Source organism: Thermococcus sp. 9N3 (assembly GCF_012027685.1).
Lineage (GTDB): Archaea > Methanobacteriota_B > Thermococci > Thermococcales > Thermococcaceae > Thermococcus > Thermococcus nautili.
Genome location: NZ_SNUV01000001.1, coordinates 91,947 through 118,376 on the forward strand (window position 1 = coordinate 91,947; position 26,430 = coordinate 118,376).

The 26,430-nt window shown below is 56.3% G+C and carries 26 protein-coding genes; 12 read left to right on the top strand and 14 right to left on the bottom strand.

Annotated features, from left to right (window positions below; genetic code table 11):
- Positions 1 to 32: 32 nt before the first annotated feature.
- Positions 33 to 446 (bottom strand): ferredoxin family protein, encoded by a 414-nt coding sequence (locus E3E30_RS00515; protein ID WP_167728089.1) that lies wholly within the window; start codon positions 444 to 446, stop codon positions 33 to 35.
- 318 nt (positions 447 to 764) lie between these two features.
- Between E3E30_RS00515 and E3E30_RS11280 the strand changes: the two genes are divergently transcribed.
- Genes E3E30_RS11280 through nth form a run of 4 tightly spaced genes read left to right on the top strand, consistent with a single transcriptional unit; the run spans position 765 to position 8,524 of the window.
- Entirely contained in the window at positions 765 to 5,579 is a 4,815-nt protein-coding gene (locus tag E3E30_RS11280) for a glycosyl hydrolase family 18 protein (RefSeq protein WP_346765882.1), read from the top strand.
- A 28-nt stretch (positions 5,580 to 5,607) separates the two neighbouring features.
- Complete coding sequence (locus E3E30_RS00525) at positions 5,608 to 7,374, top strand: glycosyl hydrolase family 18 protein (RefSeq protein WP_167728090.1); 1,767 nt, start codon at positions 5,608 to 5,610, stop codon at positions 7,372 to 7,374.
- 39 nt (positions 7,375 to 7,413) lie between these two features.
- A complete protein-coding gene (locus tag E3E30_RS00530) occupies positions 7,414 to 7,842 on the top strand; it encodes an ATPase (RefSeq protein WP_167728091.1) in 429 nt (142 codons plus the stop codon).
- Positions 7,811 to 8,524, top strand: a complete 714-nt coding sequence (gene nth, locus E3E30_RS00535) for an endonuclease III (RefSeq protein WP_042690733.1) — start codon at positions 7,811 to 7,813, stop codon at positions 8,522 to 8,524. Before E3E30_RS00530 ends, nth begins: the two co-directional genes overlap by 32 nt.
- Here the strand turns inward: nth and E3E30_RS00540 are convergent.
- From E3E30_RS00540 to E3E30_RS00550, 3 genes are read right to left on the bottom strand one after another with little or no spacing between them, the layout of a single operon-like run.
- Positions 8,502 to 9,257 carry a hypothetical protein gene (locus tag E3E30_RS00540; protein WP_167728092.1) on the bottom strand — a complete coding sequence of 252 codons (756 nt, stop codon included), beginning with the start codon at positions 9,255 to 9,257 and terminating at the stop codon, positions 8,502 to 8,504. The two genes, nth and E3E30_RS00540, sit on opposite strands and share 23 nt — an antisense overlap.
- 48 nt (positions 9,258 to 9,305) lie before the next feature.
- A complete protein-coding gene (locus E3E30_RS00545; RefSeq protein WP_167728093.1) occupies positions 9,306 to 9,884 on the bottom strand; it encodes a potassium channel family protein in 579 nt (192 codons plus the stop codon).
- Positions 9,877 to 10,482 (bottom strand): TrkA C-terminal domain-containing protein, encoded by a 606-nt coding sequence (locus tag E3E30_RS00550; RefSeq protein ID WP_042690728.1) that lies wholly within the window; start codon positions 10,480 to 10,482, stop codon positions 9,877 to 9,879. The genes E3E30_RS00545 and E3E30_RS00550 overlap by 8 nt, the downstream gene beginning before the upstream one ends.
- An 85-nt stretch (positions 10,483 to 10,567) precedes the next feature.
- Here E3E30_RS00550 and E3E30_RS00555 point away from each other — a divergent pair, with 85 nt between their 5' ends.
- The 4 genes from E3E30_RS00555 to E3E30_RS00570 all read left to right on the top strand — a co-directional run bounded on the left by E3E30_RS00555 (position 10,568) and on the right by E3E30_RS00570 (position 14,799).
- Positions 10,568 to 11,731: a magnesium transporter gene (locus E3E30_RS00555; RefSeq protein ID WP_167728094.1), complete on the top strand. Its 1,164-nt coding sequence runs from the start codon at positions 10,568 to 10,570 to the stop codon at positions 11,729 to 11,731.
- Positions 11,728 to 12,501 (top strand): sugar phosphate isomerase/epimerase, encoded by a 774-nt coding sequence (locus tag E3E30_RS00560; protein WP_167728095.1) that lies wholly within the window; start codon positions 11,728 to 11,730, stop codon positions 12,499 to 12,501. Before E3E30_RS00555 ends, E3E30_RS00560 begins: the two co-directional genes overlap by 4 nt.
- A gap of 87 nt (positions 12,502 to 12,588) precedes the next feature.
- Positions 12,589 to 14,013, top strand: a complete 1,425-nt coding sequence (locus E3E30_RS00565) for a CoA-binding protein (RefSeq protein WP_167728096.1) — start codon at positions 12,589 to 12,591, stop codon at positions 14,011 to 14,013.
- Positions 14,014 to 14,037: 24 nt separating this feature from the next.
- The gene (locus tag E3E30_RS00570; protein ID WP_167728097.1) at positions 14,038 to 14,799 is read left to right on the top strand and encodes an acetate--CoA ligase family protein; all 762 of its coding nucleotides are present in this window, start codon (positions 14,038 to 14,040) and stop codon (positions 14,797 to 14,799) included.
- Here the strand turns inward: E3E30_RS00570 and E3E30_RS00575 are convergent.
- The 7 genes from E3E30_RS00575 to E3E30_RS00605 all read right to left on the bottom strand — a co-directional run bounded on the left by E3E30_RS00575 (position 14,796) and on the right by E3E30_RS00605 (position 18,974).
- On the bottom strand, positions 14,796 to 15,152 hold the full coding sequence (locus E3E30_RS00575; RefSeq protein ID WP_167728098.1) for a DUF2700 domain-containing protein: 357 nt from the start codon (positions 15,150 to 15,152) through the stop codon (positions 14,796 to 14,798). The two genes, E3E30_RS00570 and E3E30_RS00575, sit on opposite strands and share 4 nt — an antisense overlap.
- Before the next feature lie 38 nt (positions 15,153 to 15,190).
- Positions 15,191 to 15,976, bottom strand: coding sequence for a PLP-dependent cysteine synthase family protein (locus E3E30_RS00580; RefSeq protein WP_167728099.1), 786 nt, complete (start codon positions 15,974 to 15,976; stop codon positions 15,191 to 15,193).
- Between the two features lie 156 nt (positions 15,977 to 16,132).
- Complete coding sequence (locus tag E3E30_RS00585) at positions 16,133 to 16,705, bottom strand: hypothetical protein (protein WP_167728100.1); 573 nt, start codon at positions 16,703 to 16,705, stop codon at positions 16,133 to 16,135.
- A gap of 41 nt (positions 16,706 to 16,746) precedes the next feature.
- Positions 16,747 to 17,295: a DUF998 domain-containing protein gene (locus E3E30_RS00590; RefSeq protein WP_167728101.1), complete on the bottom strand. Its 549-nt coding sequence runs from the start codon at positions 17,293 to 17,295 to the stop codon at positions 16,747 to 16,749.
- On the bottom strand, positions 17,292 to 17,510 hold the full coding sequence (locus E3E30_RS00595; protein ID WP_167728102.1) for a hypothetical protein: 219 nt from the start codon (positions 17,508 to 17,510) through the stop codon (positions 17,292 to 17,294). Before E3E30_RS00595 ends, E3E30_RS00590 begins: the two co-directional genes overlap by 4 nt.
- Entirely contained in the window at positions 17,504 to 18,646 is a 1,143-nt protein-coding gene (gene thiI / locus E3E30_RS00600; RefSeq protein WP_167728103.1) for a tRNA uracil 4-sulfurtransferase ThiI, read from the bottom strand. Before thiI ends, E3E30_RS00595 begins: the two co-directional genes overlap by 7 nt.
- A gap of 4 nt (positions 18,647 to 18,650) precedes the next feature.
- Positions 18,651 to 18,974 carry a hypothetical protein gene (locus E3E30_RS00605; RefSeq protein WP_099211841.1) on the bottom strand — a complete coding sequence of 108 codons (324 nt, stop codon included), beginning with the start codon at positions 18,972 to 18,974 and terminating at the stop codon, positions 18,651 to 18,653.
- A gap of 93 nt (positions 18,975 to 19,067) precedes the next feature.
- Between E3E30_RS00605 and E3E30_RS00610 the strand changes: the two genes are divergently transcribed.
- From E3E30_RS00610 to E3E30_RS00620, 3 genes are all read left to right on the top strand, one after another.
- Entirely contained in the window at positions 19,068 to 19,781 is a 714-nt protein-coding gene (locus E3E30_RS00610; protein ID WP_042690711.1) for an aspartate/glutamate racemase family protein, read from the top strand.
- 102 nt (positions 19,782 to 19,883) lie between these two features.
- Positions 19,884 to 21,266 carry an ADP-specific phosphofructokinase gene (pfkC, locus tag E3E30_RS00615; RefSeq protein WP_167728104.1) on the top strand — a complete coding sequence of 461 codons (1,383 nt, stop codon included), beginning with the start codon at positions 19,884 to 19,886 and terminating at the stop codon, positions 21,264 to 21,266.
- 154 nt (positions 21,267 to 21,420) lie between these two features.
- A complete protein-coding gene (locus E3E30_RS00620; protein ID WP_167728105.1) occupies positions 21,421 to 22,710 on the top strand; it encodes an ATP-binding protein in 1,290 nt (429 codons plus the stop codon).
- Here E3E30_RS00620 and xerA read toward each other — a convergent pair.
- From xerA to sfsA, 3 genes are read right to left on the bottom strand one after another with little or no spacing between them, the layout of a single operon-like run.
- Positions 22,688 to 23,524 (bottom strand): site-specific tyrosine recombinase/integron integrase, encoded by an 837-nt coding sequence (gene xerA, locus E3E30_RS00625; protein ID WP_167728106.1) that lies wholly within the window; start codon positions 23,522 to 23,524, stop codon positions 22,688 to 22,690. The two genes, E3E30_RS00620 and xerA, sit on opposite strands and share 23 nt — an antisense overlap.
- A gap of 10 nt (positions 23,525 to 23,534) precedes the next feature.
- Complete coding sequence (locus E3E30_RS00630; RefSeq protein ID WP_042690708.1) at positions 23,535 to 24,425, bottom strand: toprim domain-containing protein; 891 nt, start codon at positions 24,423 to 24,425, stop codon at positions 23,535 to 23,537.
- A gap of 43 nt (positions 24,426 to 24,468) precedes the next feature.
- Positions 24,469 to 25,179: a DNA/RNA nuclease SfsA gene (sfsA, locus tag E3E30_RS00635; protein ID WP_167728107.1), complete on the bottom strand. Its 711-nt coding sequence runs from the start codon at positions 25,177 to 25,179 to the stop codon at positions 24,469 to 24,471.
- 143 nt (positions 25,180 to 25,322) lie between these two features.
- Here sfsA and E3E30_RS00640 point away from each other — a divergent pair, with 143 nt between their 5' ends.
- Positions 25,323 to 26,369, top strand: a complete 1,047-nt coding sequence (locus tag E3E30_RS00640; protein WP_167728835.1) for a M42 family metallopeptidase — start codon at positions 25,323 to 25,325, stop codon at positions 26,367 to 26,369.
- Positions 26,370 to 26,430: the final 61 nt, after the last annotated feature.

Genomic DNA, 26,430 nt, shown 5'->3' on the forward strand with positions numbered 1-26,430 from the left:
ATATATCGTTCGACATGTTGGTTTAAAAGCTTTCAGTTGTTCTTCTTGAACTTCTCGGCATGCTCCTTCCGGAACACAAACTTGACGCCGTACTTCTTCTTGAAGGGCAGTTTTAGGGTGTTGTAGAGCAGAACGGGGGCTGGATGCCTTACGGGCTTCTCGACGGGCCTCAGCGCTCCCGTTGGGCAGGCCTGAACGCAGATGTAGCACTTCTTGCAGTTTTCCGGATTGGCCATGAATGGCCTGAGCCTTACCTTGTACTTGAAGCCGAAGAGGCTAACCTTCATCGGGACGACTTCCCAGATTTTATCGCTGAACGGACACACGAAGATGCATTCCTCCCCTCCGCCGCAGATTGGGTAGTGTATCACGAGCGGGGCGGTTTCCTTCATCCTCTCGTAGTACTCCTTCCAGTCCGGTGTGTTCTCGGGTTTGCCTTTCTCCATGGCCTCGACCTCCAGATATTCATTTTTTGGACATGTTTAATTTCGACATATCGGATGATATGTTGTTTAAAAGCATTGTGGTTCATCCTTCATGAGGTCATTGGGAACTTTTCTCATTGAGCGATTTTGCCTTCAACCCGTTGAGGTTATGTCCACAAATCTAAGAAAATTTCCAAGTTTTGACAAGATTACAAAAACCGGGAAATTTATAAGATGGACGTTATTGATAAATAATGAGCACCCATGCGGAGGTGACCACATTTGAATCGGAGACAGTTTTTGAGCATGGCCGTTGTGGCTGTTATGCTGTTCGCGGTGGTGCCCGCGGTAGTGCCTTTCTTCGGCCTTGTTTCCGCGTCTCAAATCCAGCTGAGCGGCAGTGCCGTTGCCTGGGATGTGGTTAACCTGACCTGGACGCCGGTTGAGAACGCCAAGGCCTACGAAATCTACCGCTCCACCGACCCGACCAACGTAATCAGCCCCGAGAACCTGCTTGTCGTCGTCAACTGGAGCAGTTATCCCCAGTACGAGCCCGGGAAGACTTACCTTCAGGGCGACATCGTCGAGTACGACGGTAAAATCTGGCGCGCCAAGTACTGGACCCAGAGCGCGCCCGGAGGGGATGCCTGGGAGCTTATAGGCGATGCAACGCCGGCCACGGAGTACCTCGACCAGTACCACCTCAAGGCCAACACGACCTACTTCTACGCCGTCGTTCCGGTTCTCAGCGACGGCTCGAAGGGAACCCCCTCTGGAATCCTTCAGGTCACAACTCCCTACGAGCCGTACCGCGTCATTGTCTACTACATCTCATGGGCGCGCTACGCGAGGAAGTTCTACGTGAGCGACATTCCCTGGGACAAGGTTACCCACGTCAACTACGCCTTCCTCGACCTCAAGGAGGACGGAACGGTTACCTACTACGACACCTACGCCGACCCGCTCAACCTGGAGGAGATTAAGAAGTACAAGGAGAAGTACCCGGCCGTCAAGGTTCTCGTTTCTGTCGGCGGCTGGACTCTGAGCAAGTACTTCTCACCGGTTGCGGCCGACCCGGCCAAGAGGCAGAGGTTCGCCGAGAGCGTGCTGGAGATAATAAGGAAGTACAACTTGGACGGCGTTGACATCGACTGGGAGTACCCAGGCGGAGGGGGACTTGAGAGCAACTACGTAAGCCCCGACGACGGGAAGAACTTCGTGCTCCTGCTCAAGACCATAAGGGAGGTCTTTGACCAGGCCGAGAAGGTTGACCACAAAGATTACCTCATAACCGCCGCCGTTCCGGCCGACCCGCTCAAAGCTTCCCGCATCAACTGGACCGAGGCGAGCAAGTACCTCGACTCGATAAACGTCATGACCTACGACTACCACGGCGCCTGGGAGAACGTGACCGGCCACAACGCCCCGCTCTACGCCGACCCGAACGCCCCCTACACCGACCCCAACGTCAAGTGGAACTTCAACGTGAACGCGTCAATACAGTGGTACATCAGCCACGTTCCGGATAAGACCAAGATAACCCTCGGACTTCCCTTCTACGGCAGGAGCTTCGCCAACGTCCCGCCGACCAACAACGGCCTCTACCAGAGCTTCAGCGGAACCCCCGACGGAACGTGGGGTCCGGCCTCCGAGACCTACGGCGTCATGGACTACTGGGACATCGCCGACAAGATAGCGAGCGGCGAGTACGAGCGCCACTGGGACCCGATTGCGATGGTTCCCTACGCCTACTCGCCCACCAAGAAGGTCTTCATAAGCTACGACGACCCCGAGAGCATCGGAATAAAGGTGGACTACGCCCTCAAGAACGGCATAGGCGGAGTCATGGTCTGGGAAATCACCGCAGACAGGAAGCCCGGAACCAGCGACCACCCGCTCCTCGATACAATCCTGGAGCACCTGAAGGAAAAACCGCCGGCCTGGATTCCCGACACATACTACATCGGTTCCAGCGTTCCCGCCAACCTGACCGTTCCTGAGCCAGTTTACAACGAGACGACCCCGAGCACGGGCAATGAGAGCCCGGTCAACCAGACCACCCCCGATAACTCAACTTCCGAGGGCTCCGCTCCGTCCGACAACCAGACGGTCCCCGACAACTCGACCTCCGGCGACACCGGAGTCCCGGACAACCAGACTGGGACGACCCCGAGCAATGAAACCGGAAGCACTCCGGGCACTCCCGCGGAGAACGTCACCCTCTACAAACCGGGAACAATCAGCGTTAAGCACACCAACTGGGGAACTGGCGGTGAGTACGACATCACTCTCAACCTCGGCGGCCAATACGACTGGGAGCTCTACGTTAAACTCGAAGGGGCAACTCTCGCGAGCTACTGGAGCGCGGACAAGAGCACGAACGGAACCTGGATAGTGTTCACACCCAAGAGCTGGAACAGGGGACCAACTGCGAGCTTTGGGTTCACCTATCAGGGAAGCGTTGAGAACATCACGATGGTTCTCGTAATCAACGGCGTCGTCTGGGACGTCTGGCCAGAGGGGCCCGTCCCGGCCGACTTCTCTTCCCTTTCTTCCGTGCCCTCAGAAACCACCGACGGCGGAACCGACAACTCCAACGTGGCAATCGCCGCGAAGGTCAGCTGGCCGGACAGGGTCTTCTCGCCCTACGTTGACATAACCCTCTGGCCGACGCCCTCGATAAGCGAGATGATGAAGAAGACCGGTGTAAGGTTCTTCAACTTGGCGTTCATCATAGCATCGAGCGACGGCACCTGCACCCCGGCGTGGGCTGGAGCCTACAAGGTAAGCGACGGCTTCTACGTCGATGAAATCAACAAGGTCCGCCAGATGGGTGGCGACGTCCTCATAGCCTTCGGCGGTGCCAACGGACCGTACCTCGCGGAGAAGTGTTCAACTCCCGAGGAGCTTGCCCAGGCCATTGAGGAGGTCATCAAGACCTACAACGCCACGTGGCTCACCTTCGACGTTGAGGGCTCATACCTGCAGGACACCGCCCAGAACGACAGGCGCGCCAAGGCTCTCGCCATAATTCAGCGGAAGTACCCGAACGTTCACATAGGCTTTACCCTCCCTGTTCTCCCGAGTGGCCTCACCCAGCCGGGAATAGACCTCCTGAAGAACGCAATCCAGAACGGCGTCAGGATTGACAGGGTTGACATAATGGCGATGGACTACGGCGACTGGGCGGCTCCAAATCCTGACGGCAAGATGGGCGACTACGCCATTCAAGCCGCTCAAAACACCTTTAAACAGCTCAAGGAGCTGTTCCCCAACAAGAGCGACGCCGAGATTTGGAAGATGATTAGCATAACGCCGATGATTGGCGTCAACGACGTCACCAGTGAGGTCTTCTACCCGAGCGACGCCTGGAAGCTCCTTGACTGGGCCAATGAGACTGGAGTTGGAATGCTCTCCATGTGGTCAATGACGAGAGACCACCCGGGAAGCGGTGCCGTTTCGCCCCACCACTCCAGCCTTCCCGACATCGAGGACTACGAGTTCAGCAGGATATTCAACCTCTACACGGACCAGAGCAACCTGCCGCCGCTGAGCTTCACGCCCGAACTCGGTCCGGTTCCAAGGGAGGATAACCAGACCGAAGCAGTTCCGGTGAACGAGACCCAGTCTGACGGAGGCGCTTCATCCAACCAAACCACCACGGACAACCAGACCGTCCAGGAAGAGCCCCAAAACACAACTCCAACGAACCAGACCGAAACCACTTCCTCAAACCAGACTGCCCCGGACGACTCCACCTCGGGAGGCTCTGAGACTCCCGCGGACCAGACCGGTGACCTCGTTAAGCCCGGTGCGATAAGCGTCAAGGTTACCGACTGGGGAAGCACGGAGTACGACGTGACCTTGGACTTGGGCGGTCAGTATGATTGGGTCGTCAGGGTAAAGCTCAAAGACGGCTCAAGGATAACGAGCATTTGGAGCGTCAACAAGGCCGAGGAGAATGGATGGATTGTGCTCACCCCTGTAAGCTGGAACAAGGGCCCCACCGCCAGCTTCGGATTCATAGCCAGCGGAAGCAAGCCCGTTGAGCAGATGGTCCTTGAGGTGAACGGTCAGGTTTGGGACGTCTGGCCCGAGGGAAGCTCCGTTCCCTCAGAAAACACCGAGAATCAGACTACATCTGATAACTCGACCTCGGAGAGCCCCTCAACCCCGTCTGAGAACCAGACCGTTCCCGATAACGGCACGGCTTACGTTCCTGCCGGGTCGGGGCTTCCAGAGCACTTCTTCGCGCCATACATTGACATGACCCTCACCGATGTTCACAGGCCCCTCGTCGAGTACTACAACCTCACGGGGACGCCCTACTTCACCCTCGCCTTCGTTCTCTACGGCTCAGCTCAGAACGGGCCGAGCTGGGGAGGGAAGCTGCCGCTCGACTACTATCTCAACGAGGTTAAGGAGCTCAGAGAAGCCGGCGGTGACGTCATAATAGCCTTCGGCGGTGCGGTCGGACCGTACCTCTGCCAGCAGGCCCAGAATGCCGAACAGCTCGCGAACTGGTACCTCCAGGTTATTGACCTGTACAACGCCACCTACCTCGACTTCGACATAGAGTCCTCCGTGAACGCCGACCTCCTCGCCGATGCCCTGCTCATAGTCCAGCGCGAGAGAAACGTCAGCATAAGCTTCACCCTCCCAAGCGACCCTGGAGCGGGCCTCGTTGGCAACGGCTATTCGATAATCCAGACGATGGTTCAGAAGGGGGTGAAGATTGACAGGGTCAACGTCATGACGATGGACTACTACTGGACGCCATCAAACGCGGACAACGCCATAAAGGTTGCCGAGCACCTCTTCAGCCAGCTCAAGAGCCTCTATCCCAGCAAGAGCGACGAGGAGATATGGGGAATGATTGGCCTCACCCCGATGATTGGTGTAAACGACGACCACAGCGTCTTCACCCTAAGCGACGCTCAGAAGCTCGTTGACTGGGCCGTGGAACACAAGATACGCGCGCTGGCCTTCTGGAGCGTTGACCGCGACCATCCCGGTCCTGAGGGGCAGGTTTCGCCGCTCCACAGGGGCACGAGCGACCCAGACTGGGCCTACAGCCACGTCTTCGTCCAGTTCATGAACGCCTTTGTTAACGATTCCAGCGCCTCAGCGCAGGCTGTCGCCGTCCCCGTCTGATTTCCCTTTCCTTTTCAGGGGTGGTTCTATGAACCGCGTCCTCTCTATTCCCCTTGTTTTTCTCGTTGTCTGTTCTATCGGGACGGCTCTTCCTGGAAGGGCTTCTGCAAACAACATCCCTCAGCTCAACGGGAACATCCTAGGCTGGGACGCCGTAAACCTCACTTGGAGCCCGGTTAAGGGTGCAATAGCATATCGCGTTTATCGGAGCACCTCCATGGACAACCTAACGGAGAGCCTTCTCATCACCGTGAACTGGAGCAACTACTCCAAGTTCAATCCCGGGGAGGCCTACCTTACCGGTGAGATAGTGGAGTACAACGGTTCCCTCTGGCGGGCCAAGCACGTCACGTCCAGCCCTCCAGGGGACGGGGACTGGGAGAGGCTCGGTCCAATAATCCCGGCCACCAACTTCGTTGACGACTCCTTAAGGGGAAACACGACTTACTACTACTTCATCCGGCCGGTTTTCAAGGGTGGCAAGCTTGGAAGGCCCTCCAACGTCTTAATAGTGAAAACACCTCCCCAGCCGTACCGCATCGTCGTCTACTACATCTCCTGGGGCATCTACGCGAGGGCGTTCTCACCCTACAGCATACCCTTCGAGAACGTCACCCACGTGCTCTACGCCTTCCTGAAGCCCCTGCCGAACGGAACCGTCACGTGGGCCGACCCGTACGCGGACCCAATGAACTTTGAGGCACTTCAAAGGCTTAAAAAGAAATATCCAGCCGTCAAAATCCTCGTCTCCGTTGGAGGATGGACGCTGAGCAAGTACTTCTCCGACATAGCCGCAGACCCCATCAAGCGCGAGAACTTTGCGGGGAGCGTCGTTGAGATACTCAAAAAGTACGGCTTCGACGGCGTTGACATCGACTGGGAGTACCCCGGCGGAGGGGGCATGGAGGGGAACCACGTCCGGCCCGATGACGGAGAGAACTTCGTCCTCCTTCTCAAAACCCTCAGGAAAGCCCTCGACAACGCGAGCACGTGGAAGCATTACCTCCTGACCGTCGCCGCGCCGGCTGACACGACCATAGCGTCCCGGGTGAACTGGGGAGAGGTTTCAAAAATCGTTGATTTCATAGACGTCATGACCTACGACTACGCGGGGCCTTGGCTGAACGTCACCTACTTCAACGCGCCCCTCTACCGGGACCCCAGCGGGCCCGGGCTCGGGAGCGTCAATGAAACGATAAGCTGGTACCTGAAGAGGGTTCCCAGCGAGAAGCTCGTCCTCGGAGTTCCCTTCTACGGCAGGAGCTTCGCCAACGTTCCGCCGACCAATCATGGTCTCTACCAGCCCTTTAACGGCACTCCCTCCGGCACCTGGGGGCCGGCTGTGGAAACGCATGGGGTTATGGATTACTGGGATATAGCCGGCAGGATAGCGAGCGGAAAGTGCACCCGCTACTGGAGCAGCGCCTCAAAGGTGCCCTGGGCCTACTGCAGGGGCGTTTTCATAACCTACGACGACCCCGAGAGCATAGCGATTAAGGTGGAATACGCCCTCAACCGCACCCTGGGGGGCGTTATGGTCTGGGAAATCACCGCAGATAGGAAGCCGAAGACGGAGAGCCATCCCCTGCTCGCCGCGATTCTTAGAACGCTCGGCGAGAAGCCTCCGGCATGGATTCCCGATGAGCACGTCCTTGGAGTCAGCAGGCGGGTTCACGTCGAGGTTCAGCGGCCGACGACGGCCTCGCCGCCAGAGACGTCCAGCGGAATCTGCGGACCCGGTGCAGTTCTGCTCCTTGCCCTTGCAGTCCTTCCGCTAACCACGCGGAGGCGCTAACCTTTTTTCCTCACCTCCCAATCCCTTTTTGGTGGTCCCATGAAGGCCGTTTTAAAACCTCTCTTCGAGGCTGAACTTCCAGCCGGTTTCGAGGATATAGTGAGGGAGAAGCTCAGGGGCAGGGAGCTGAAGACTGGAGAGACCGTCGAGGTGGAACTCCTTGGAAAGCCCCTGCCGTTTAAGGTTCTCTTAGCGGAGCCGAGCCCCCTGAAGGTGGACAAGGCCACAAAAATCGAGTTCTCCGCTGGGGAGGTCGAGGAGTTCACGCTCGAGTTCGAGAGGGAGGTAAATGATGCCGTTCCCTTTGCGAAGGGGCTCGTCGTCGTCCTCGGGAGCGAGGTTCGAATCTACAACTGGAGCGGGCAAAAGGTTTATAGCAGAGAGTTCGAGAACCTGAAAAAGGTTAGAGTGGCCGAGGGAAAGGTGGTGGTAGTGCATGGCAGGGAAGTCACGGTCGTTGAGCCTTGAGGGCTTCACCTTCGAGGAGAGCTGGGAGGAGAAGAGGAAAAGGGCCGAAAAAATCGTTGAAATCCTCATGAAGACCCATCCGAGGGAAAAGCTCCTAATCGGCGACCCCTACAGGACGCTGGTTCACTGCATAATCTCCCAGCGCATGAGGGACGAAGTAACTTATCGCGTCTGGGAGGAGCTTTTTGAGAAATACAGGGACATCGAGACAATAGCCAACACGCCGGTTGACGAGATGCGCGAGTTCCTCAGGAAGAGGGGTGTCGGCCTCTGGAAGACGAAGGGCGAGTGGATTGTGGAAGCCTCGCGGATAATCCTTGAGAAGTACGGTGGCAGAGTGCCTGACGACATCAACGAGCTGATGAAACTGCCGGGCATAGGCCGGAAGTGCGCCAACATCGTTCTGGCTTACGGCTTTGGAAGGCAGGCCATTCCCGTTGACACTCACGTGAACAGGATAAGCAAGCGCCTCGGTCTGGCCCCGCCGAGGGTTCCTCCGGAGAAGGTTGAGGAGTACCTGATGGAGCTGATTCCGAGGGACAAGTGGATTTACGTGAACCACGCGATGGTTGACCACGGGAGGAGCATATGCAAGCCGATAAGGCCGAAGTGCGAAAGCTGTCCGCTGAAGGAGCTCTGTCCCTACGCGAAGGGGCTCGTTAGGGACGAGGATATACGGTAGTTTCGTTTTTGTACCTCACAACTATCCTGGATGTCGGCTCTGGAAGGTTGTAGATGTGGAGCTTCACTGGGAGCCTGACAACCATCGCTTCCCGCCTGGACGTGAAAAAGCCCGTTCTCACCAGGTATTCAACGCGGAACTCAAATAGAAGGCTCCCGTTGCAGGTGGAACCGTTCTGGAGCAGTGTAAAGTCAGGTGTGAGGTAGAGCTCAACTTCCCTGCCCCAGAGGGGCTTAACCGCCCAGAACCTGGCGCACAGATTTTTGTCGCTTTCGCCGGGACAGCTCGGCCCTCCTTCGAATTTGGGAGGGATGACGATAGGGTTGGGGTCTGCAAAATCGGGCCAGATTTCGTCGGCCCATCCATCGCCGGCGAGGGTGGCCCTTACCGAGATGTGCTCTATTGAAGTTGTCCGGTTTGGGGACAGCGTTATCAGGAGTGGCCCCTCAATACTGCACTGCCCTGCGGTGGCCCACAGCGCCCGGGGGATATACCGGAGTCTCATGCCGACGGAGCCGTTAACTTCTCTTTCGACGAACCCCAGTGTCCTGAAGTCCCCGAGGATGCTTGAGAGGTTGGAGCCGTTTGAGGTTATGTTCTCTCCCTCAAGCCAGAAAACGCGGGAGCTTCCGTGATGCACTAAGGTTCTCTCGTGGAGCCACGCGAGGGAATACGCAGTTGCGAGGAGAACACCCAGCACTACCGCCAGAGTCCTCAGCTTCACCGCGACCACTGCAAGAGAAACTACAGCAGAGAATAAAAAGTTTTCGAATGAAAGAGGTCACTCCTCCTCTTCCACTTCCTCGCCCGCCAGCTTTCTCAGCTTGTCCATGTCCGAGCTGACCGCTATGAGGACGTCGCCTTCCTCAATCGTGTCCTTCCTTCCGGGGTTGTAGATGTACCTGTCGCCGCGCTTTATTGCCAGAATCCTCGTGCCTATCTTGCTCGGAAGCTTGAGCTGTTCGAGGGTCTTGCCGATGAGAACCGAACCGGGCCTGACGGTTACCCTTCCCAGCTCCTCCTCGGTGTCCTCCATTATCTTCTGAATAATCGGGTGGGGCTCGATGTCGCGGAGGATTATGTCCGCTATCCCGTATGCGGCATCGCTTATGCGCTCGTTGATGTCCGCCAGGTCTATTATGCTCAGCAGGCTTTCGGGGTCTTCTTCCCTCTTAGCCGCGCGGAGGGCGAGCTTTTTGACCTTCAGTGTCAGGTCGTCCATCTTCTCCTCTAAGAGATAGACCTCCTCCGCTATGTCCTCGCTGTTGTACATGACCGATGAAAAGGCCAGGTCAATCATGAGGGCCGATAAATCCTTCATCTCGACGAGGCAGTTCCTAATCTCGTCGAACTCATTCATTGGGCATCACCTTGATGTTGCCCCTCGCTATCTCCTTCAGGTAGTCCAGGGCCGTTCTCGTCCCCCTGCCGATGAGGATATCGTTGGGGAATATCTTGGTGTCCTCGTCGGGGTCGAAAATCCACCTCTTTCCGCGCCTTATCGCGATTATCCTCACCCCGGTGTTCGTCGCGAGGTCGAGCTCCTCAAGGGTTTTGCCGACCAGCACAGACTCGGGGGAAACGACGATTTTGCCTATGGTTTCTTCGCTCTCCAGGATTACTTCTGTAATCAGCGGATGGAGCTTTTCCTCAAGGACCATTTTCGCCAAATCCCCTGCCGCGTCGGAGATATCGTCTATGGAGCGGGCCATCTGGAGAATGGACGTTATCCTTTCCGCTTCTTTCATATTCCTCGCCGCCAAAACGGCCCTCACCGCGAGGTTGTAGTTCAGTATGTCAAGGTATTCCTCAAGCTCCAAAACCTCTTCCGCCATCTCCTTCTCCTTGAAGAGAACCGCCGAATAGGCCAAATCAACCATGAGCTCGGCCGTGTTCTTCATCTCGATGAAGATGTCCTTAACGTTCTTGGGAACCTCAACCTCGTCCCATTCCTCCACTCCCGCTTCACCGGTCTAAGTTGGGCGGGCGATTATTTAACTTTTCGGCACAAACGTTTAAATGCCCTCCAGCGACTTTCCCTCGATGTCGTTTGGTGATAAGGTTCGAAACGCCTTCAGGGTGTCCCTTCCCTCACTCGTCCTTTCGCTAGTCATAGGTTTCTTCGGGGGAACGTTCCTCGGCAAATACCTCGACAGAATCAGGAAAAGCTACCCGGGCCTGCTCGTTATCCTCCCCGGAATGATGGGCCTCCGCGGAAACGTTTTCAGCTCGATGGCCTCGCGCTTTTCCACGATGCTCTACCTCGGTGAGCTCGAGCCCTCGATGAGGGACAGAAAGGTCCTCGAGAACGTCGTCATCGCCATGCTCCTTTCGCTGATTCCCGTAACGCTCCTCTGGGCGATAGGTGTAATCCGCGGAATCCGCTACCACGCGTTTGAGATACTCTTCATAGTCATCGGCTCGACGATACTCGTCTCGCTAATCCTCGGCTACTTCACGGCTGGAATCACAATCCTGGCCTTCAAGAGGGACGTTGACCCCGACAGCCTCGCGGCACCGTTGGTTGCCTCGATGGGTGATTTGCTAACGATTCCAACGCTCATTGGATTCATTCTCCTCCTTGAGGCCAGCGGTAAGGCGTTCTGGACACTCAACGGGGCCTCAATCCTCCTCCTGCTCGTCCTCTGGTTCCTCTCCCGCGTCAGGTTTGCCGAGTTCCTGAAGTACAAGCAGCTCTTCACAACGATAACTGCCCTCGCGATGCTCAGCCTAATCTCGGGCTTCACCCTCGAGCGCTTCAGCGGGCTTATAGCCTCGACCGTAATCCTCGGCTTCGCTTACCCCTCAATCCTCAGCTCCTTCGGCAACTACGGCTCCATAATCGCCGCGAAAACCTCAACCAAGCTCAACCTCGGTGAGATTGAGAGCTACTTCTCGCGGGAGCCCTTTGAGGAAATCCTCGCGCTCCTCCTGACGGCCCCGATAATGGGCGTTCTCATCAACCTCTTCAGCGCGGGAATAGCCTATCTCCTCCTCGGTCTTGAGCCAAGGTTCGCCCTTGAGCTCGCCGTCACCTATCCCCTGATGGCCCTCTTCATAATGCTCTACGCCTACTCGCTCTCCTACGTCCTCTTCCAGCACAACATAGACCCGGACAGCGTTGCCATTCCCCTGATAGCGAACAACAGCGACATATTTGGAACCCTTTACGTCGTCGCGATAGCCAAGCTGATGGTGGGAGCATGATAGGGCTCTCGATGACGTCTTACACGGGTAGAACTCCTGAGGAGTTCGAACGCTGGCTCGAGGGAGCTGAAGGGCTCGGCTTCGACTTCGTCGAGCTGGTCAGCGAGTGGCCGAACTTCCTAACGAGGGAAACGTGGAAAACCTACGCCGACGTTCTCGGGAGCTTCGAGCTTGGGGTTACCGTCCACGCCCCGTTCAGCGACGTCAACATCGGCTCGCTCAACGAGAGGCTCAGGAGGGCTTCCATCGAAGTCCTGCGGGAGACGCTTGACGTTGCCTCCCGCCTGAACGCGCTCGTGGTTACGGTTCATCCTGGCCACTGCTCGCCGGCGAGCAGGAAGTACCGGGAGGACTACAACAGAGTTCACCGCGATTCCCTTCGGGAGCTTGAAAAACTCTCCGGGGAGTTCGGCGTTAAGGTTGGCGTTGAGAACATGCCGAGCTTCCCGATACTCGACGCCCAAACGCCCGAGAGGCTGGCCGAGCTTTTAGAGGGGACGGAACTGGGCGTCACCCTCGACGTCGGCCACCTCAACACCGTCGGCTTTCCCTTCGAGCGCTTTACGGAGCTCCTCGGCGATAGAATCGTTCACGTCCACCTCCACGACAACTCCGGGAAGAGCGACGAGCACCTGCCCCTCGGGAGGGGAACCGTCCCCTGGCGGAAGGTCCTGCCCAAGCTTAGAAAGTTCAGCCGTGCCCTTGAGGTCTCGAGTCTCGACGACGCCCGGGTTAGTCTGGCCTTTCTCAGAGACATTGGTGAGCTTTGAAGTTCATTGAGGTCCATTTTTACAAAACGCAACCCTTTTATACATCCCCACCGAAGGAACTCTCGGATAACTTCTGGAGGGACGAGCATGGCTGAGAAGATAGTGGAGGAAATGAAACCCTTCTTCGACCCGAAGGCGGTCGCTATCATCGGTGCAACCAACAAGAAGGGGAAGGTTGGTAACGTTATCTTCGAGAACTTCAAGATGAACAAGGAGCGCGGGGTATTCAAGGGCAACATCTACCCCGTGAACCCCAAGCTCGACGAGATTGACGGATACAAGGTTTATCACAGCGTTGAGGAGCTTCCTGATGACACCGATTTGGCGGTTATTTCGATTCCGGCCCCCTTCGTGCCCGATACGATGAGGCAGATAGCGAAGAAGGGCATAAAGGCCGTCATCATAATCACCGGTGGTTTTGGAGAGCTCGGTGAAGAGGGCAAGAAGCTCGAACGCGAAATCCTTGAAATTGCCAGGGAGAACGGCATACGCGTCATCGGTCCGAACTGTGTTGGCGTTTACGTCCCAGATACCGGCGTTGACACCGTCTTCCTGCCGGAGAGCAAGATGGACAGGCCCGAGAGCGGGCCGATAGCGTTCGTCAGTCAGAGCGGTGCCTTCGCGGCCGCGATGCTTGACTGGGCGGCAGGAGCTGGCATAGGAATCGGCAAGATGGTCAGCTACGGAAACAAGCTCGACGTTGATGACGCCGATTTGATGGACTACTTTATCCACGATGACAGCATAAACGTCGTTACCTTCTACATCGAGGGCGTCAAGGACGGAAGGAAGTTCATAGAGGCGGCCAAGAGGATAACGAAGGTCAAGCCTGTCATCGCCCTCAAGAGCGGAAGGACCGAGTACGGAGCCAAAGCGGCATCGAGCCACACCGGTTCTCTGGCTGGTGCTGACACGATTTACGACGCGGTCTTCAAGCAGACGGGCATTATAAGGGCTGAGGACTTCGAGCACATGTTCGACCTGGCCAAGGCCTTCGCCCAGCTCAAGGACAAGCTTCCAAAGGGCGACAGGATAGGCATCATCACCGACGGCGGTGGAGCAGGAGTCATGGCCAGCGACGCGGTGGCGAAGTTCGGCCTCAAGATGGCAGACCTCAGCGAGGAAACCGTCAAGTTCCTCAAGGAGAAGTTCCCACCGCACGCGGTCGTCGGCAACCCCACTGACGTCGTTGGAGACACCGACGCGGAGCGCTACAGACTCGCTTTGGAGGCCTTCACCAAGGACCCGAACGTTGACGCGATACTCGTCATAGTGCTCTTCCAGGTTCCGCTCCTCGAGGAGGAGAAGGTCATCGACATCATAGCCGACTACCAGAAGAAGAGCGACAAGCCGATTGTGGCAGTGGCTATGGGCGGTAAGAAGACCGACCGCTACGCGAGGATGCTGGAGGAGAAGGGCGTTCCAGTTTACCCGACCCCTGAGAGGGGCGTCCGCGCTTTAGCAGGTCTCGTTAGGTACGCCCAATATGTGAAAAAAGTTAAAGAGGAATGATGTTTACTCACCGGTGGTGATACCATGAGGGAGGAGGCGCTCAAAGTTATTGAGTCCGTCCTGTCCCAGGGCAGGACGGCCATGGTTGAGTTCGAGGCCAAGCAGGTTTTAAAAGCTTACGGCCTCCCAGTGCCGGAGGAGAAGCTTGCCAAGACCCTCGATGAGGCTTTGAAGTACGCGGAGGAGATAGGCTACCCCGTTGCCCTGAAACTGATGTCGCCTCAGATACTCCACAAGAGCGACGCGAAGGTCGTCCTCCTCAACATCAAGAGCCCCGAGGAGCTCAAGCAGAAGTGGGAGGAGATACACGAGAACGCGAGGAGATACCGCCCCGACGCCGAAATCCTCGGCGTCCTGGTCGCCCCAATGCTCAGGCCCGGCAGGGAGATAATCATAGGCGTCACCGAGGACCCGCAGTTCGGCCACGCGATAATGTTCGGTCTCGGCGGAATCTTCGTCGAGGTTCTCAAGGACGTGACCTTCCGCATTATCCCAATAACCGAGCGCGACGCGAGGAAGATGATTAAAGAAATCAAGAGCTACCCGATTCTGGCCGGAGCGCGCGGAGAGGAGCCGGCAGACATAGACGCCATCGTTGACCTGCTCCTCAAGGTCAGCCAGCTGGTTGATGAGCTCAGGGACTACATCAAGGAGATGGACCTCAACCCCGTCTTCGTCTACGAGAAGGGCAGGGGCGCGGTCATAGTCGACGCGAGGATTATCCTCAAGGAGCCGAAGGAGAAGAAGCCCGAGGTCAGCTCGGAGTACAATGAGAGGTGCGCTTAATCACTTTCTGGCCTCTCTTCTCTTTCCTCGGCCTCTTTTTCCTCCTTGTAGACGAGCTCGATGTAGCTCAAAAGGTCGTGCATTATGAAGAAGCTTATCGCCGCGTCTACAGCCGAGTAGATGTTCCCTGAGATTAAGTAGAACAGAGCGAAGAAGAACTCCATCGCTATGTAGACCAGCGCGACCTTTATCGCCCTCCTGTTCTCCCGCCCGACGCCGTAAGCCAGGACGAGGTTGAGCAGACCGAAGAACAGGTACGTAACAGAGCTCCAGTAGTAGGCGTAGCCGAGGTGGAGTATTCCGTTTATCGTGAGCAGATATGTGGCGAGCCTCGGTGGCTTGAGTTTGAGCATGGAAAAAGTTGGAGGGGGCCTTTAAAGCATTTCCCCCGTCAGGAGAACCTCTCAAAAATCTCGACGTACTTGAAGCCGTCGTCCGGGAAGATTAGGACAGTCGTTCCTTCCGGCTTTAGCTCCTTCATCGCCCGGTAAACTGCGCCGGAGCTCAGCCCCACGAGGATTCCGTTGAGCCTTGCAACTTCCCTGACCCCGGCAATAGCTTCCTCAAGGGTAACCTCGACGACCTCGTCAACGTGGTTAACCCATTTCGGCCCGGTGTTGAGGCCCTTTATCCCGGGAATCCTCTCGTCCTTCGCAGGAACGACGCCCACAACCCTCGTTCCGTAGCGCTCCTTCAGGTAGCTCCCAATTCCGGCGATGTGTCCGGAAGTGCCAACCCCCGCTATGAGGAGGTCGGGTCTCTTCCCGATGCTCTCCAGTTGCTCGGCTATCTCCCTTCCAGTCTCCCTGTGGGCCAGGAAGTTGTTCTCGTTCTCGTACTGGTTCAGGTTCAAGGCCCCGCTTCTCCCGGCCTCTTCCCTGACGAACTCCACCATTTCCCGGTCTATCGTCTCGAAGTCCGTTAGAACGACCTCCGCCCCGAGAACGCCGAGCAGAACGCGCGTGGCTTTCGGCGTTGGCCTCGGCAGGTAGGCCCTGAACTTTACACCGAGCACGTTGCTCAGCGAAGCGAGTGCTATTGCCGTGTTGCCGGAGCTTGCCTCAAAAACACTCCCAACGTTTCCGTTTTCAAGGGCCGAGAAGAGCAGTTTGTAGGCCGTTCTGTCCTTTATGCTCCTGCTGAACGGGTTAAAGAACTCTAACTTGGCAAAAGACATCCCCCCTCGTCCTCAGCCTGAGGAGGGGCGTTGGCTTGTATCTCTCGAACAGCTCGATACTGTTCTCGAACACGTTCATGGCCGTCACCGGGAGGAGTTTGGGGGTTTTACTTAAAAACCTTCCTAAAACGTTCAGTTGTGAACAAAAATGGGTAATCACAGCAGGCCCCTAATCCTCTCGAACTCGCCCGGCGAGCCCCTGACTATCGGGTACCTCGGCGTGAAGGGACAGCTCGGCTCCTCGCGAGAACTAATCTCGAATGTCCCTATCTCCCTGGCTATTCTGACGATTTCCTCCTTGTCGAGTCCAATCAGGGGCCTCAGAACCGGCAGGTCGCTGGCAGAGCTTATTATGAGCAGGTTGTCGAGCGTCTGTGAAGCTACCTGCCCAAGGGAGTCGCCGGTTATTATCGCGCTCGCCCCGACCTCGTGCCCAATCCTGCAGGCCCTTCTAAGCATCAGCCACTTGCAGAAGACGCAGGTCCAGCGCTCCTTCTTGAGCTCCTTCAGCCTCTCAAACACCGGGACGTGCTCCTCCGCGAAGTCCACCGTGATTAACTTGTCGAGCTCCCCGTATTTACTCAGAACCTCCCAGAGCTCGTGAACCTTCTCCTCCTTGATGGAATCCTGCCTGAAGTGAACCGGAACTACCTCGACACCCTTCCGGAGCATCAGGTAGATTGCCACGGGTGAGTCAATGCCCGAGCTGAGCAGTGCGACGGCCTTCATGACCGGAACTTCGGGCGGGCTTTTATGAGGCTTTCTTCAACTCAGGGTTTCAAACCCCTGAGGAGAAGGCCGATGTAGACGAACCACGCGAGGATTAGCGATGCCCCTATCAACTCCGGAATCGCCAGCCCCTTAAAAATCCGCGCCCTAATCAGGTAGAGCATCGTGAGGAACACGACAACAGAGAGAACGCTCCAGACGTAGTTGATAGGGTTTTTCCGCCCGAGTTTTATCCCGACGAGCGCTATATCAGCTAAAGCCAGAACGTAGAACAGCACCGCCGAGGGGGTGTGGTAAGGGGTCTCCTCCGGAAAAACCCCAACGAGGAACAGGAAGACCAGCGCGAGGGGCATCAGGTAGGAGAGGCCGTGCTTGAAGGCTACAACGGACGGAACCATCGCCACAACCGCGAAGAGCATCAGGAATCCGTTGAAGAGCCAGCGGTTGGGGTTCTTGAGCGAGCCCATGTCGCTCAGCGCGTTGTTCGTGAAGGAGAACCACGGGTTGGCGTGGATGACTATTGCAAGGCCCGCGATGAAGATGATGAGCAGGGAAAAGGCTACGTAGGAAGCGAAGCGTGTAGGACTCATTTCCGCTCCCCCCGAAGTTCGTCCTTGAGCTTCTGTGAATCGGTTTTCCAGCCCTTTAAAATGCCGAAGACGTTCGATTTGGTGGAGCTGAAGTCCTCCCATTCTTCTGTGAGCAACCAATCTTCCCTCTCACTAGCGTTCTCGTCCGGTATAGTTAGCGCTCCCACGGCTTTCCATATAGGGTCTCTCTCAATGCTTTTCTTCTTCATCAGCACTCCCTCTTCCTCGGCTCCTCGCCAAAGACCGCCCTGTAGAGCTTCCTGAACTCCTCCCACGAGCCCCTTATTACCGGGTGCTTCGGGATGAAGGGTATCTCGTCCTCAGGGAGCGTGGACAGCTCGAAGGTGCCGATTCTCTTCGCTATGCTGACTATCTCCTCCTTGTCCATGCCTATCAACGGCCTGTAAATCGGTAAATCGCTCGCCTGGCTGACGATGTACATGTTTTCGAGCGTCTGGCTGGCAACCTGTCCGAGGGAGTCGCCCATCACGATTCCCTTCGCGCCGAAGTCCCTGGCTATCTTATCCGCGTGCCTCACCATCATGAACTTGCAGAACACGCAGGTGTACTTCTCCTTCCCGAGTTCCTTCAGCTTCTCAATGATTCTCTCGCGCTCCTTCGGCTTGACAACTATAAGCTCGGCCTTTCCGCCGTAGTGGTACTTCTTCAGCTGGTTCCAGATTTTCCTGACCTTCTCAAGGGTCTTCTCGCCCATGTATATGTGAACCGGAATGACCTCGACACCGCGCTTCATCATGAGGAATGCAGCGACCGGCGAGTCTATGCCCCCGCTCAGCAGAGCGACCACCTTGCCCTGCGTGCCTATCGGCAGTCCGCCCCAGGCTTTAACCTTGTCAACGAAGACGTACGCTTTGCCCTCCATCAGCTCGACGCCGACCTCGATATCGTAATTGTGAAGGTCAACCTCGCTCTCCTCGTTCTCGAGTATGTATTCCCCGACCTTGGCCTGAACCTCGGGGCTCTTCAGCGGGAACTCCTTGGTGATTCTCCTCGCGGTAACTCGGAACTTCGGCCTCTCGAGGCCAAGCTCCCTCTTCTTCCTCCTGAAGAGCTTTAGCGCGGTTTTGTTGATTTTCTCAAGGTTCGCCTCGACCTCCATCGCCGGTGAGAGCGAGACTATGCCAAAAACCCTCGTAAGGACGTCAACGGCCTCTTTGGCTTTGTTCGTTCTCACGAGAATCCTCCCGTGCTTGGCCTCGACCTTTTTGAAGTCGATTCCTTCGCTCACGAGAGCCTCGCGTATGTTGTTCATGAGTATGTTCTCGAACCATCTCCTCGTCTGCCTCGACTTCGTTCCAATCTCACCGTAGCGGACTATGACAACGTTCATGGAATCACCTCGCCACCGGGAACTTGACAACAATCTCTATGTACTTCTGGATGACCGTGTAGAGCACGAGGGACATCAGGTAAGATGAGAGCAGAATCAGCTCGTTCATCTCAAAGATGTGCCTCGCCAGTTCCTTCGCCCTCGGGGTGGCGTCGACTATGGCGCGCATATAGCGGACCTTCCAGCTCTGGTTCATGACGATGAACCCCACGAGGAAGAGTACCCCGACTAATCCCCACATCTTGCCGAAGGCGAGCATGAGGAAGAGCGTCGACGTCATCACGAGCCAGCCACCTATGACCCCGAGGAGGATTACGAACTCTATCATGGCTATCGTCCTTGCTTGGATAAAGGGGATAAAAAAGTTTAGATGAAACCAAAGGTTTAATAGAAGCGCCGAGAAACCCCGGAGGGTGAAAGCATGTACGGATGGAGAGGAAGGCTCGGTCTTATAGTTCCCTCCTCGAACACCACGATGGAGATGGAGCTTCACGATTACCTGCCGGAGGGCGTTTCGCTTCACACTGCCAGGGTTCCGCTCAGGAACGTCACCGAAGAGGAGCTAGTGAAGATGAACACTTTGGCAGTCGAGAGCGCCAGACTGCTCAGAGACGCGGGCGTTGAGCTAATCCTTTACGGATGCACGAGCGGTTCCTTCATCGGCGGAAAGGACTACGAGAAAAAGCTTGAGATGGAAATCGAGGATGAGGTAAACGTCCCGGTAATAAGCACGAGCACCGCGGTGATAGAGGCCCTAAAGATGCTTGACGCGAGGGAAATACTCGTGGTAACGCCCTACACCGACGAGATTAACCAGCGCGAGAAGGAGTTCCTTGAGGCCAACGAGTTCACGGTTCTCGACATCAGGGGCCTCGGCCTCGAGGACAACCAGGCAATCGGCAAGCTCGAGCCCTACACCGCTTACCGCCTCGCGAAGGCGAGCTTCACCGACGAGGCGGAGGCGATTTTCATAAGCTGTACCAACTGGAGAACCTTCGAAATCATCGAGACCCTCGAGAAGGACCTCGGCGTGCCCGTGGTTACCAGCAACCAGGCTTCTCTCTGGCTGGCTTTAAGGGAGATGGACGTCATGGAGCGGATTCCGAGCCTCGGAAGGCTCTTCACCGAGTACTGACCCGGCTTTCCCTAACTCTTTTTTGCTTTCCTAATTTAAAACGAAACCCTTTTAAGAGTCCTCCCTCAACTCCTCCATAGTTAGTCACTGAGGGTGATACAAATGGTGGAGCTCCTCGACGAGGCAAGGAAGCTGTCGATTTTCACGGCCTACAACGCTAACGTTGACGCGATAGTCTACCTCAAGGGCGAGACCGTTCAGAGGCTCATAGACGAGTTCGGCGCCGATGCCGTCAGGAGGAGAATGGAAGAGTTTCCCCGGCAGATTGAGGAGCCGATTGACTTCGTCGCGAGGCTCGTTCATGCGCTCAAGACGGGCAAGCCAATGGCCGTTCCCCTCGTCAACGAGGAGCTCCAGAGCTGGTTTGACACCCACTTCAAGTACGACGTTGAGAGAATCGGAGGTCAGGCGGGAATAATAGCGAACCTCTTGGCCAACCTCGACTTCAGGAAGGTAATCGTCTACACCCCACACCTCGCGAAGAGGCAGGCCGAGATGTTCGTTCCAAAGAAGAACCTCTTCTACCCCGTCGTTGAGAACGGAAAGCTCGTTCTAAAGCACCCCCACGAGGCCTACCGCGAGAACGACCCGGTCAAGGTGAACAGGATTTTCGAGTTCCGCGCCGGAACGACCTTCAGGCTGGGCGACGAGACGATTACAGTTCCTTACTCTGGTCGCTTCATCGTTTCGGCCCGCTTCGAGAGCATAAGGATTTACACCGAGGAGGCTCTCAAACCCTTCCTCCCCGAGATTGGCCTCCAAGTTGATGGTGCAATCCTCTCGGGCTACCAGGGGATAAGGCTTCGCTATTCCGACGGGAAGGACGCGAACTACTACCTTAGGGAGGCGAAGAAGGACATAATGCTCCTCAAGCGCGAGAAGGACGTTAAGGTTCACCTCGAGTTCGCCTCGATACAGAGCAGAGAACTCAGGAAGAAGGTCATCTACAACCTCTTCCCGCTCGTTGACAGCGTCGGCATGGACGAGTCGGAGATAGCCTACGTCCTGAGCGCCCTCGGCTACTCCAAGCTCGCCGACAGGATATTCACCTACAACCGCATCGAGGACACTGTCTTAGGCGGGAAAATCCTCATTGACGAGATGAACCTCGAAGTTTTGCAAATCCACACGATTTACTACCTCATGTACATCACCCACGCTGACAACCCGTTGAGCGAAGACGAGCTCAGGAAGAGCCTTGAGCTGGCGACGACTTTAGCGGCAGCGAGGGCCTCGCTCGGCGACATCCGCTCGCCCGAAGATTTCAAGGTCGGTCTGAGCGTTCCCTACAACGAGCGCGGGGAGTACGTCAAGCTCCGCTTTGAAGAAGCCAAAAGGAGGCTCCGCACAAGGGAGTACAAGGTCGTGATAATCCCGACGAGGCTCGTTAAGAACCCTGTTTCGACGGTCGGCCTCGGCGATACAATCTCGACGGGAGCCTTCACGAGCTACCTCGCGCTTCTGAGGGAGAAGGGCGCGCTTTGACGTCTTCTTAATGTTTTCTTGTTCTCTCTAGGGCTCTCTAGGGGGACCTTTAGACATGCCTTTGATTGGTACTGTATGATGTACCAAGAAAAGCCGTTTTTGGTACAGTAAAGCGTACCAAACCTTTTTAAGCATTGGTACAGTGTATAGTACCATGAACCCCGAGGACGTCAAGCGATACATAAGGCTCTTCCATGAGCGTGAACTTCCCGAGGTAATCGAGAGAGAACTCAAGCTCTCGTTCATTCCGGGCAAAGCAATCGCGATTGTCGGCCCGAGGCGCTCGGGGAAGACGTACCTCCTCTACTCGTTGATAGGTGAAGAACGGGAGCGCTACGTTTACCTGAACTTTGAAAACCCCTTTCTCTTTGGAATAACCGGACGTGACTTTCCAAAACTCGTTGATGCTTACTTCGACCTCTACCCCGAAAACATCGGGAAGAAGGTTCACTTTTTGCTCGACGAGGTTCAAAACGTCCCGGACTGGGAAATCGGCGTTAGATACCTCCTTGATGAGGGTTTCCTCGTGGCGGTTACCGGCTCTTCGTCGCGGTTGCTGTCGAGGGAAGTTGCCACCCAGCTCAGGGGACGGGGGGTAGCGTACACTCTGCTTCCCCTATCCTTCCGGGAGTTCCTGAGGTTTAAGGGCATATCCTTTGAGCGGAAGGACCTCTACGGCAGAACCGCCAATCGAGTGCGGAAACTGCTCGACGAGTACCTTTATTATGGCGCTTTTCCGGAAGTGGCGCTGTTCGAGGACAGGGTTAGAATCCTTGAAGAGTATCTCTCGGTGATGATAACGAGGGATGTCGTTGAGAGGCACGGGATAAGGAACGTGGCCCTCGTTGAGGCCATGGTCAAGCTTCTCCTGGCGAGTTACGCCAAGTACACGTCGTACAGCGCGATACACCGCTTCCTCAAGTCGGAGTTCGGGACGTCGAAGACAACCGTTCTTGAGTACCTCAGGGCTTTGGAAGACTCGTTCTTCGTTTTCTTCCTACCCAGGTTCGCCCGCTCTGAGAAGGAATCCCTCAGGGCGCCGAAGAAGGTCTACCTTGTGGACACTGGCCTTGCCCTCTTCTCGCGTAAAGAGGCCGGAAGGGACATGGAAAACGCGGTCTTCCTTGAGCTACTCAGGAGGAAGCACTACTTCAATCCTCTCCTGGAGATTCACTACTATGGCGGTTCCGGCGAGAAGGAGGTTGATTTCGTGGTTTCTGAATCCGGGAGAGTCGTTGAACTGATTCAGGTCACCCTAAGCCTTGAAGATGCCAGGGAACGCGAGATTTCAGCCCTTATCCGCGCGTCCAAAACGCTCAACTGCAAGAACCTCACGGTCGTTACTCTTAACGAAGAAGACGTGCTGGAGTTTGAGGGACGGAAGATAAGGGTCGTCCCCCTCTGGAAGTTCCTGCTTGGGCTTACTCAACCAGCCCCTCCATGAGCCTCGCCTTTTCCTGGGCTTTTCTGAGGTGTTCGACGGTGACCTTCGTGTAAATCTGGGTCGTCGAGAGGTTGGAGTGGCCCAAAAGTTCCTGAATGGCCCTTATGTCAACCCCGCGCTCGAGCATGTGCGTTGCGAAGCTGTGGCGGAGCCTGTGGGGCGTGACTTCAACGCCCGCCCTCCTCCCGTACTTCTTCAGTAGGTACCAGACGGTCTTCGTCGAGAGTCTGTCCTTGTTCTTCCTCCGCTCCTCGACGAGTAAATATTCGCTCGAATCGGAGCGCGTTTCGAGGTAGGAACGGATTTCCTTCACCAGAAACTCAGGAATCGGCACGACCCTGTCTTTCGCGCCCTTTCCACCGCGAACCACTATTATGCCCCTCTCCAAATCCACGTCGTCCTTCTTCAGATTGCAGAGCTCGCTGACACGAAGACCCGCCCCGTAGAGCAGGAGAACTATCAGCCTGTCCCTCTTCCGCGTCGGGGGGATAACGGAGAGGAGCCTCTTGACCTCTTCGCGCGTCAAAGCTTTTGGCAGGCTCCTCGGCACCTTCGGTGGCTTCAGCTTCTCCGCTTCCTCATCGTAGCCCTCAAAGCGGAAGTAAGCCCTCAAAGCCTGGACGACGAGGTTTAAGCTCCTGTTGGAATAGCCTTCCCTCCTGAGCCTCGCCAGGAAGCGGAGGGCGGAGCGCGCGTTCAAAGCCCCGCCCCATTCAAGGTATCGCCTGACGTAGTAGGAGTACATCCTAATCGTGTTCGGGCTCTTGCCCTCGAGGTCGAGGTATGTCTCGAACTCCTCTATAACCTCGTCCATCGCTCAGCCCTTAGAGCAGTTCGTCCGGTTTGAGCTCAGCCTCAATGATTTCGATTTCATCTCCGGCTTTCTCCTGGGGTTCGGGCTTCTCCTCCTTCCGCTCAACGGTTTCCTCGCTCTCGGCTTTCTCCTCAAGGCCCTCCTTTATGGCGAGGCTCAGGTAAACTGTCTTCATGAGCTCCTCCACGAGCTCCCTCTCTTCGGCGAAGACGTAGCCCTGGCCGACCACGACCTTTCCTGCAAGGCCGAGCTTCTCAACCGCTATTGCAAAAATCCTCTCGTCCGGAACGGGCTCGGCCGGGAAGAGGTTCGTCCACGCTTCTTCAATCTTAACCGGCCTGCTCTTCTTGTCGAGGAGCTCCCTCAGGCCCTCGTTCTCGTTCCTCAGCCTGACGTACTCGGCGTGCAGTTCCTCGTACTTCTTCTGAAGCTCCTCGTGCTCCTTGTAAAGGCTCTCGTACTCGTTCGCGAGCTGGTCGTACTTGCCCTTCACGTCGAGGAGCTGTTTCCTGAGCTCCATGTACTCCGGAAGGACCTGCAGGCTCTTCAGTCCTGCCCTGACGAGGGTGTTCTTCAGTTCCTTCCTCACGAGCTCCACATCGACGTGCTCAAGGTCGTGGCCGAGGGGAAGCTTCATCCTCTCGATGTGCCCGACCATCTCTCCGAGCTCGTTGAAGAGCCTCTCCGCGAGCTCCCTTCCCACGCGGTCGGCGTCGGTCGCTATGATGAGAAGGTCCGCTCCTGCCGCGGCACTCTTGGCTATGTCCACGTTGGTCGTCGGGATTATGGCGGAGATTGTGATGTTGTACTCGCTCCCCAACGCGAGCCCCTGCAGGGCCTTGCTGACGACCTCAACGTCGCTCGCCCCTTCAACGAGAATCCTAACGTCAACTATCGCCATGCTCACCACCGTCAATAATTCTCGCCCCGGTTTAAAACCGTTCTCATAGCTCGACCTTCAGCTCGGGCCTTTCGAGGATTACCCTTCCGTCGGGCAGGAGCGAAATCGAGAGGCCTTCAATTCGCACTCCAGCCTTTTTCGCCTCCTTCAGGAGCCTCGCGAGTTTCGGGTCGCCCTTCTCGTAGGGCCGGAACTTCTTGACGCCGGGCATTGCCCCGATGAAGAAGATTATCGCGTCCTTTCCGGCTTTGGCAAGCTCGATTAGCTCTCTAACGTGCCTCTGTCCGCGTAAAGTCGGGCAGTCTGGATACATCGCGTATTCGCCCCTCTCACCTCCCCTTAGAACGGCGCTCTTCATCTCGCCGTAGAGCTCTCCACCGGGGCACTCGAAGAGGTAGTCGAGGCGGGAGTTGCCGACGCGGACTTCCTTCCGCTTTATCGAGCAGTCCTTCAGCCAGGGGACGAGACCGAGCTCAACCGCCCTTTCAAAGGCCTTCGCCTGAGTCCTCGTGTCCACTATTGCTCCCTTTCCCCCTAAATCCTCGAAGGCTATTAGAACGAAGTCTGTCTTTCCCCCGCTCTTAGGCGTGCAGAAGACCTTTCGTCCCGGAATCATAAACTCCTCCAGGCGACCGGTGTTGGTGAGAAGGGCCCTTCTAATTTCGCCGTTCACCTCGACCAGAGCAACGAAGCGGTTGAGCCTCTCCACGAACTTGCAGGGAACCACGTTGAGCTTCAGCAGGACTCCTTTCATGGATTCAATCTTTGAGGGGTGGGATATAAAGCTTGATGCCGTCCGTATTATCCAGTTCTTGGATAATCCATTTGGTGGATAAACATTTCACCCACCTAAACCCTTAAAAGCTCATTACGATGACTATCTAAACGGTGGTGCCGATGGTGGACTTCGAACTGCTCAAGAAGATTGTTGAAGCCCCCGGTGTTTCCGGCTTTGAGTTTCTCGGCGTCAGGGACGTTGTAATCGAGGCCTTCAAGCCCTACGTCGACGAGATTAGGGTCGACAAGCTTGGAAACGTCATAGCGCACAAGGAAGGAAAAGGTCCGAAGGTCATGCTCGCTGGGCATATGGATCAGATTGGCCTCATGGTGACCCACATCGAGAAGAACGGCTTCCTCCGCGTTGCACCGGTCGGCGGTGTTGACCCGAGGACGCTCATAGCGCAGCGCTTTAAGGTCTGGATTGGCCCGAACGAGTTCATCTACGGCGTCGGTGGAAGCGTTCCGCCCCACATCCAGAAGCCGGAGCAGAGGAACAAGGCCCCGACCTGGGACCAGATTTTCATAGACATAGGCGCCGAGAGCAGGGAAGAGGCCGAGGAGATGGGCGTAAAGATAGGCACCGTCATCACCTGGGACGGCAGGCTCGAGAGGCTCGGAAAGCACAGGCTCGTCAGCATCGCCCACGACGACAGGATAGCCGTTTACACCCTCGTTGAGGCGGCGAGACAGCTGAGTGAGACCGATGCGGACGTTTACTTCGTCGCGACCGTTCAGGAAGAGGTAGGACTCAGGGGAGCGAAGGTTTCGGCGTTCGGCATTGACCCGGACTACGGCTTCGCCCTCGACGTCACCATAGCGGCAGACGTTCCGGGAACTCCGGAGCACAAGCAGATAACCCAGCTCGGAAAGGGCGTTGCCATTAAGATAATGGACCGCTCCGTCATCTGCCACCCGACGATTGTCAGGTGGATGGAGGAGCTTGCGAAGAAGTACGAGATACCCTACCAGTGGGACATCCTCACCGGCGGAGGAACCGATGCGGGAGCGATACACCTCAACAAGGCCGGCGTTCCGACGGGTGGCATAAGCATTCCAGCAAGATACATACACTCCAACACCGAGGTCGTAGACGAGCGCGACGTCGATGCCGCGGTCAAGCTGACGACCAAGGTCATCGAGGAGATTCCGAACCTGAAGCTCTGATTCTCCCTTAAATTTTATAAAAGCCTCCCTCCAAATTTTCTCAGCACTGCTCAAGGGTGTC

Excerpts from the sequence above, each read along its gene's own strand:
- E3E30_RS00515 (WP_167728089.1), bottom strand. The coding sequence starts at position 446 with ATGGAGAAAGGCAAACCCGAGAACACACCGGACTGGAAGGAGTACTAC.
- E3E30_RS00525 (WP_167728090.1), top strand. The coding sequence starts at position 5,608 with ATGAACCGCGTCCTCTCTATTCCCCTTGTTTTTCTCGTTGTCTGTTCT.
- E3E30_RS00530 (WP_167728091.1), top strand. The coding sequence starts at position 7,414 with ATGAAGGCCGTTTTAAAACCTCTCTTCGAGGCTGAACTTCCAGCCGGT.
- nth (WP_042690733.1), top strand. The coding sequence starts at position 7,811 with ATGGCAGGGAAGTCACGGTCGTTGAGCCTTGAGGGCTTCACCTTCGAG.
- E3E30_RS00545 (WP_167728093.1), bottom strand. The coding sequence starts at position 9,884 with ATGAATGAGTTCGACGAGATTAGGAACTGCCTCGTCGAGATGAAGGAT.
- E3E30_RS00555 (WP_167728094.1), top strand. The coding sequence starts at position 10,568 with ATGTCGTTTGGTGATAAGGTTCGAAACGCCTTCAGGGTGTCCCTTCCC.
- E3E30_RS00560 (WP_167728095.1), top strand. The coding sequence starts at position 11,728 with ATGATAGGGCTCTCGATGACGTCTTACACGGGTAGAACTCCTGAGGAG.
- E3E30_RS00565 (WP_167728096.1), top strand. The coding sequence starts at position 12,589 with ATGGCTGAGAAGATAGTGGAGGAAATGAAACCCTTCTTCGACCCGAAG.
- E3E30_RS00570 (WP_167728097.1), top strand. The coding sequence starts at position 14,038 with ATGAGGGAGGAGGCGCTCAAAGTTATTGAGTCCGTCCTGTCCCAGGGC.
- E3E30_RS00575 (WP_167728098.1), bottom strand. The coding sequence starts at position 15,152 with ATGCTCAAACTCAAGCCACCGAGGCTCGCCACATATCTGCTCACGATA.
- E3E30_RS00580 (WP_167728099.1), bottom strand. The coding sequence starts at position 15,976 with ATGTCTTTTGCCAAGTTAGAGTTCTTTAACCCGTTCAGCAGGAGCATA.
- E3E30_RS00585 (WP_167728100.1), bottom strand. The coding sequence starts at position 16,705 with ATGAAGGCCGTCGCACTGCTCAGCTCGGGCATTGACTCACCCGTGGCA.
- E3E30_RS00590 (WP_167728101.1), bottom strand. The coding sequence starts at position 17,295 with ATGAGTCCTACACGCTTCGCTTCCTACGTAGCCTTTTCCCTGCTCATC.
- thiI (WP_167728103.1), bottom strand. The coding sequence starts at position 18,646 with ATGAACGTTGTCATAGTCCGCTACGGTGAGATTGGAACGAAGTCGAGG.
- E3E30_RS00605 (WP_099211841.1), bottom strand. The coding sequence starts at position 18,974 with ATGATAGAGTTCGTAATCCTCCTCGGGGTCATAGGTGGCTGGCTCGTG.
- E3E30_RS00610 (WP_042690711.1), top strand. The coding sequence starts at position 19,068 with ATGTACGGATGGAGAGGAAGGCTCGGTCTTATAGTTCCCTCCTCGAAC.
- pfkC (WP_167728104.1), top strand. The coding sequence starts at position 19,884 with ATGGTGGAGCTCCTCGACGAGGCAAGGAAGCTGTCGATTTTCACGGCC.
- E3E30_RS00620 (WP_167728105.1), top strand. The coding sequence starts at position 21,421 with ATGAACCCCGAGGACGTCAAGCGATACATAAGGCTCTTCCATGAGCGT.
- xerA (WP_167728106.1), bottom strand. The coding sequence starts at position 23,524 with ATGGACGAGGTTATAGAGGAGTTCGAGACATACCTCGACCTCGAGGGC.
- E3E30_RS00630 (WP_042690708.1), bottom strand. The coding sequence starts at position 24,425 with ATGGCGATAGTTGACGTTAGGATTCTCGTTGAAGGGGCGAGCGACGTT.
- sfsA (WP_167728107.1), bottom strand. The coding sequence starts at position 25,179 with ATGAAAGGAGTCCTGCTGAAGCTCAACGTGGTTCCCTGCAAGTTCGTG.
- E3E30_RS00640 (WP_167728835.1), top strand. The coding sequence starts at position 25,323 with ATGGTGGACTTCGAACTGCTCAAGAAGATTGTTGAAGCCCCCGGTGTT.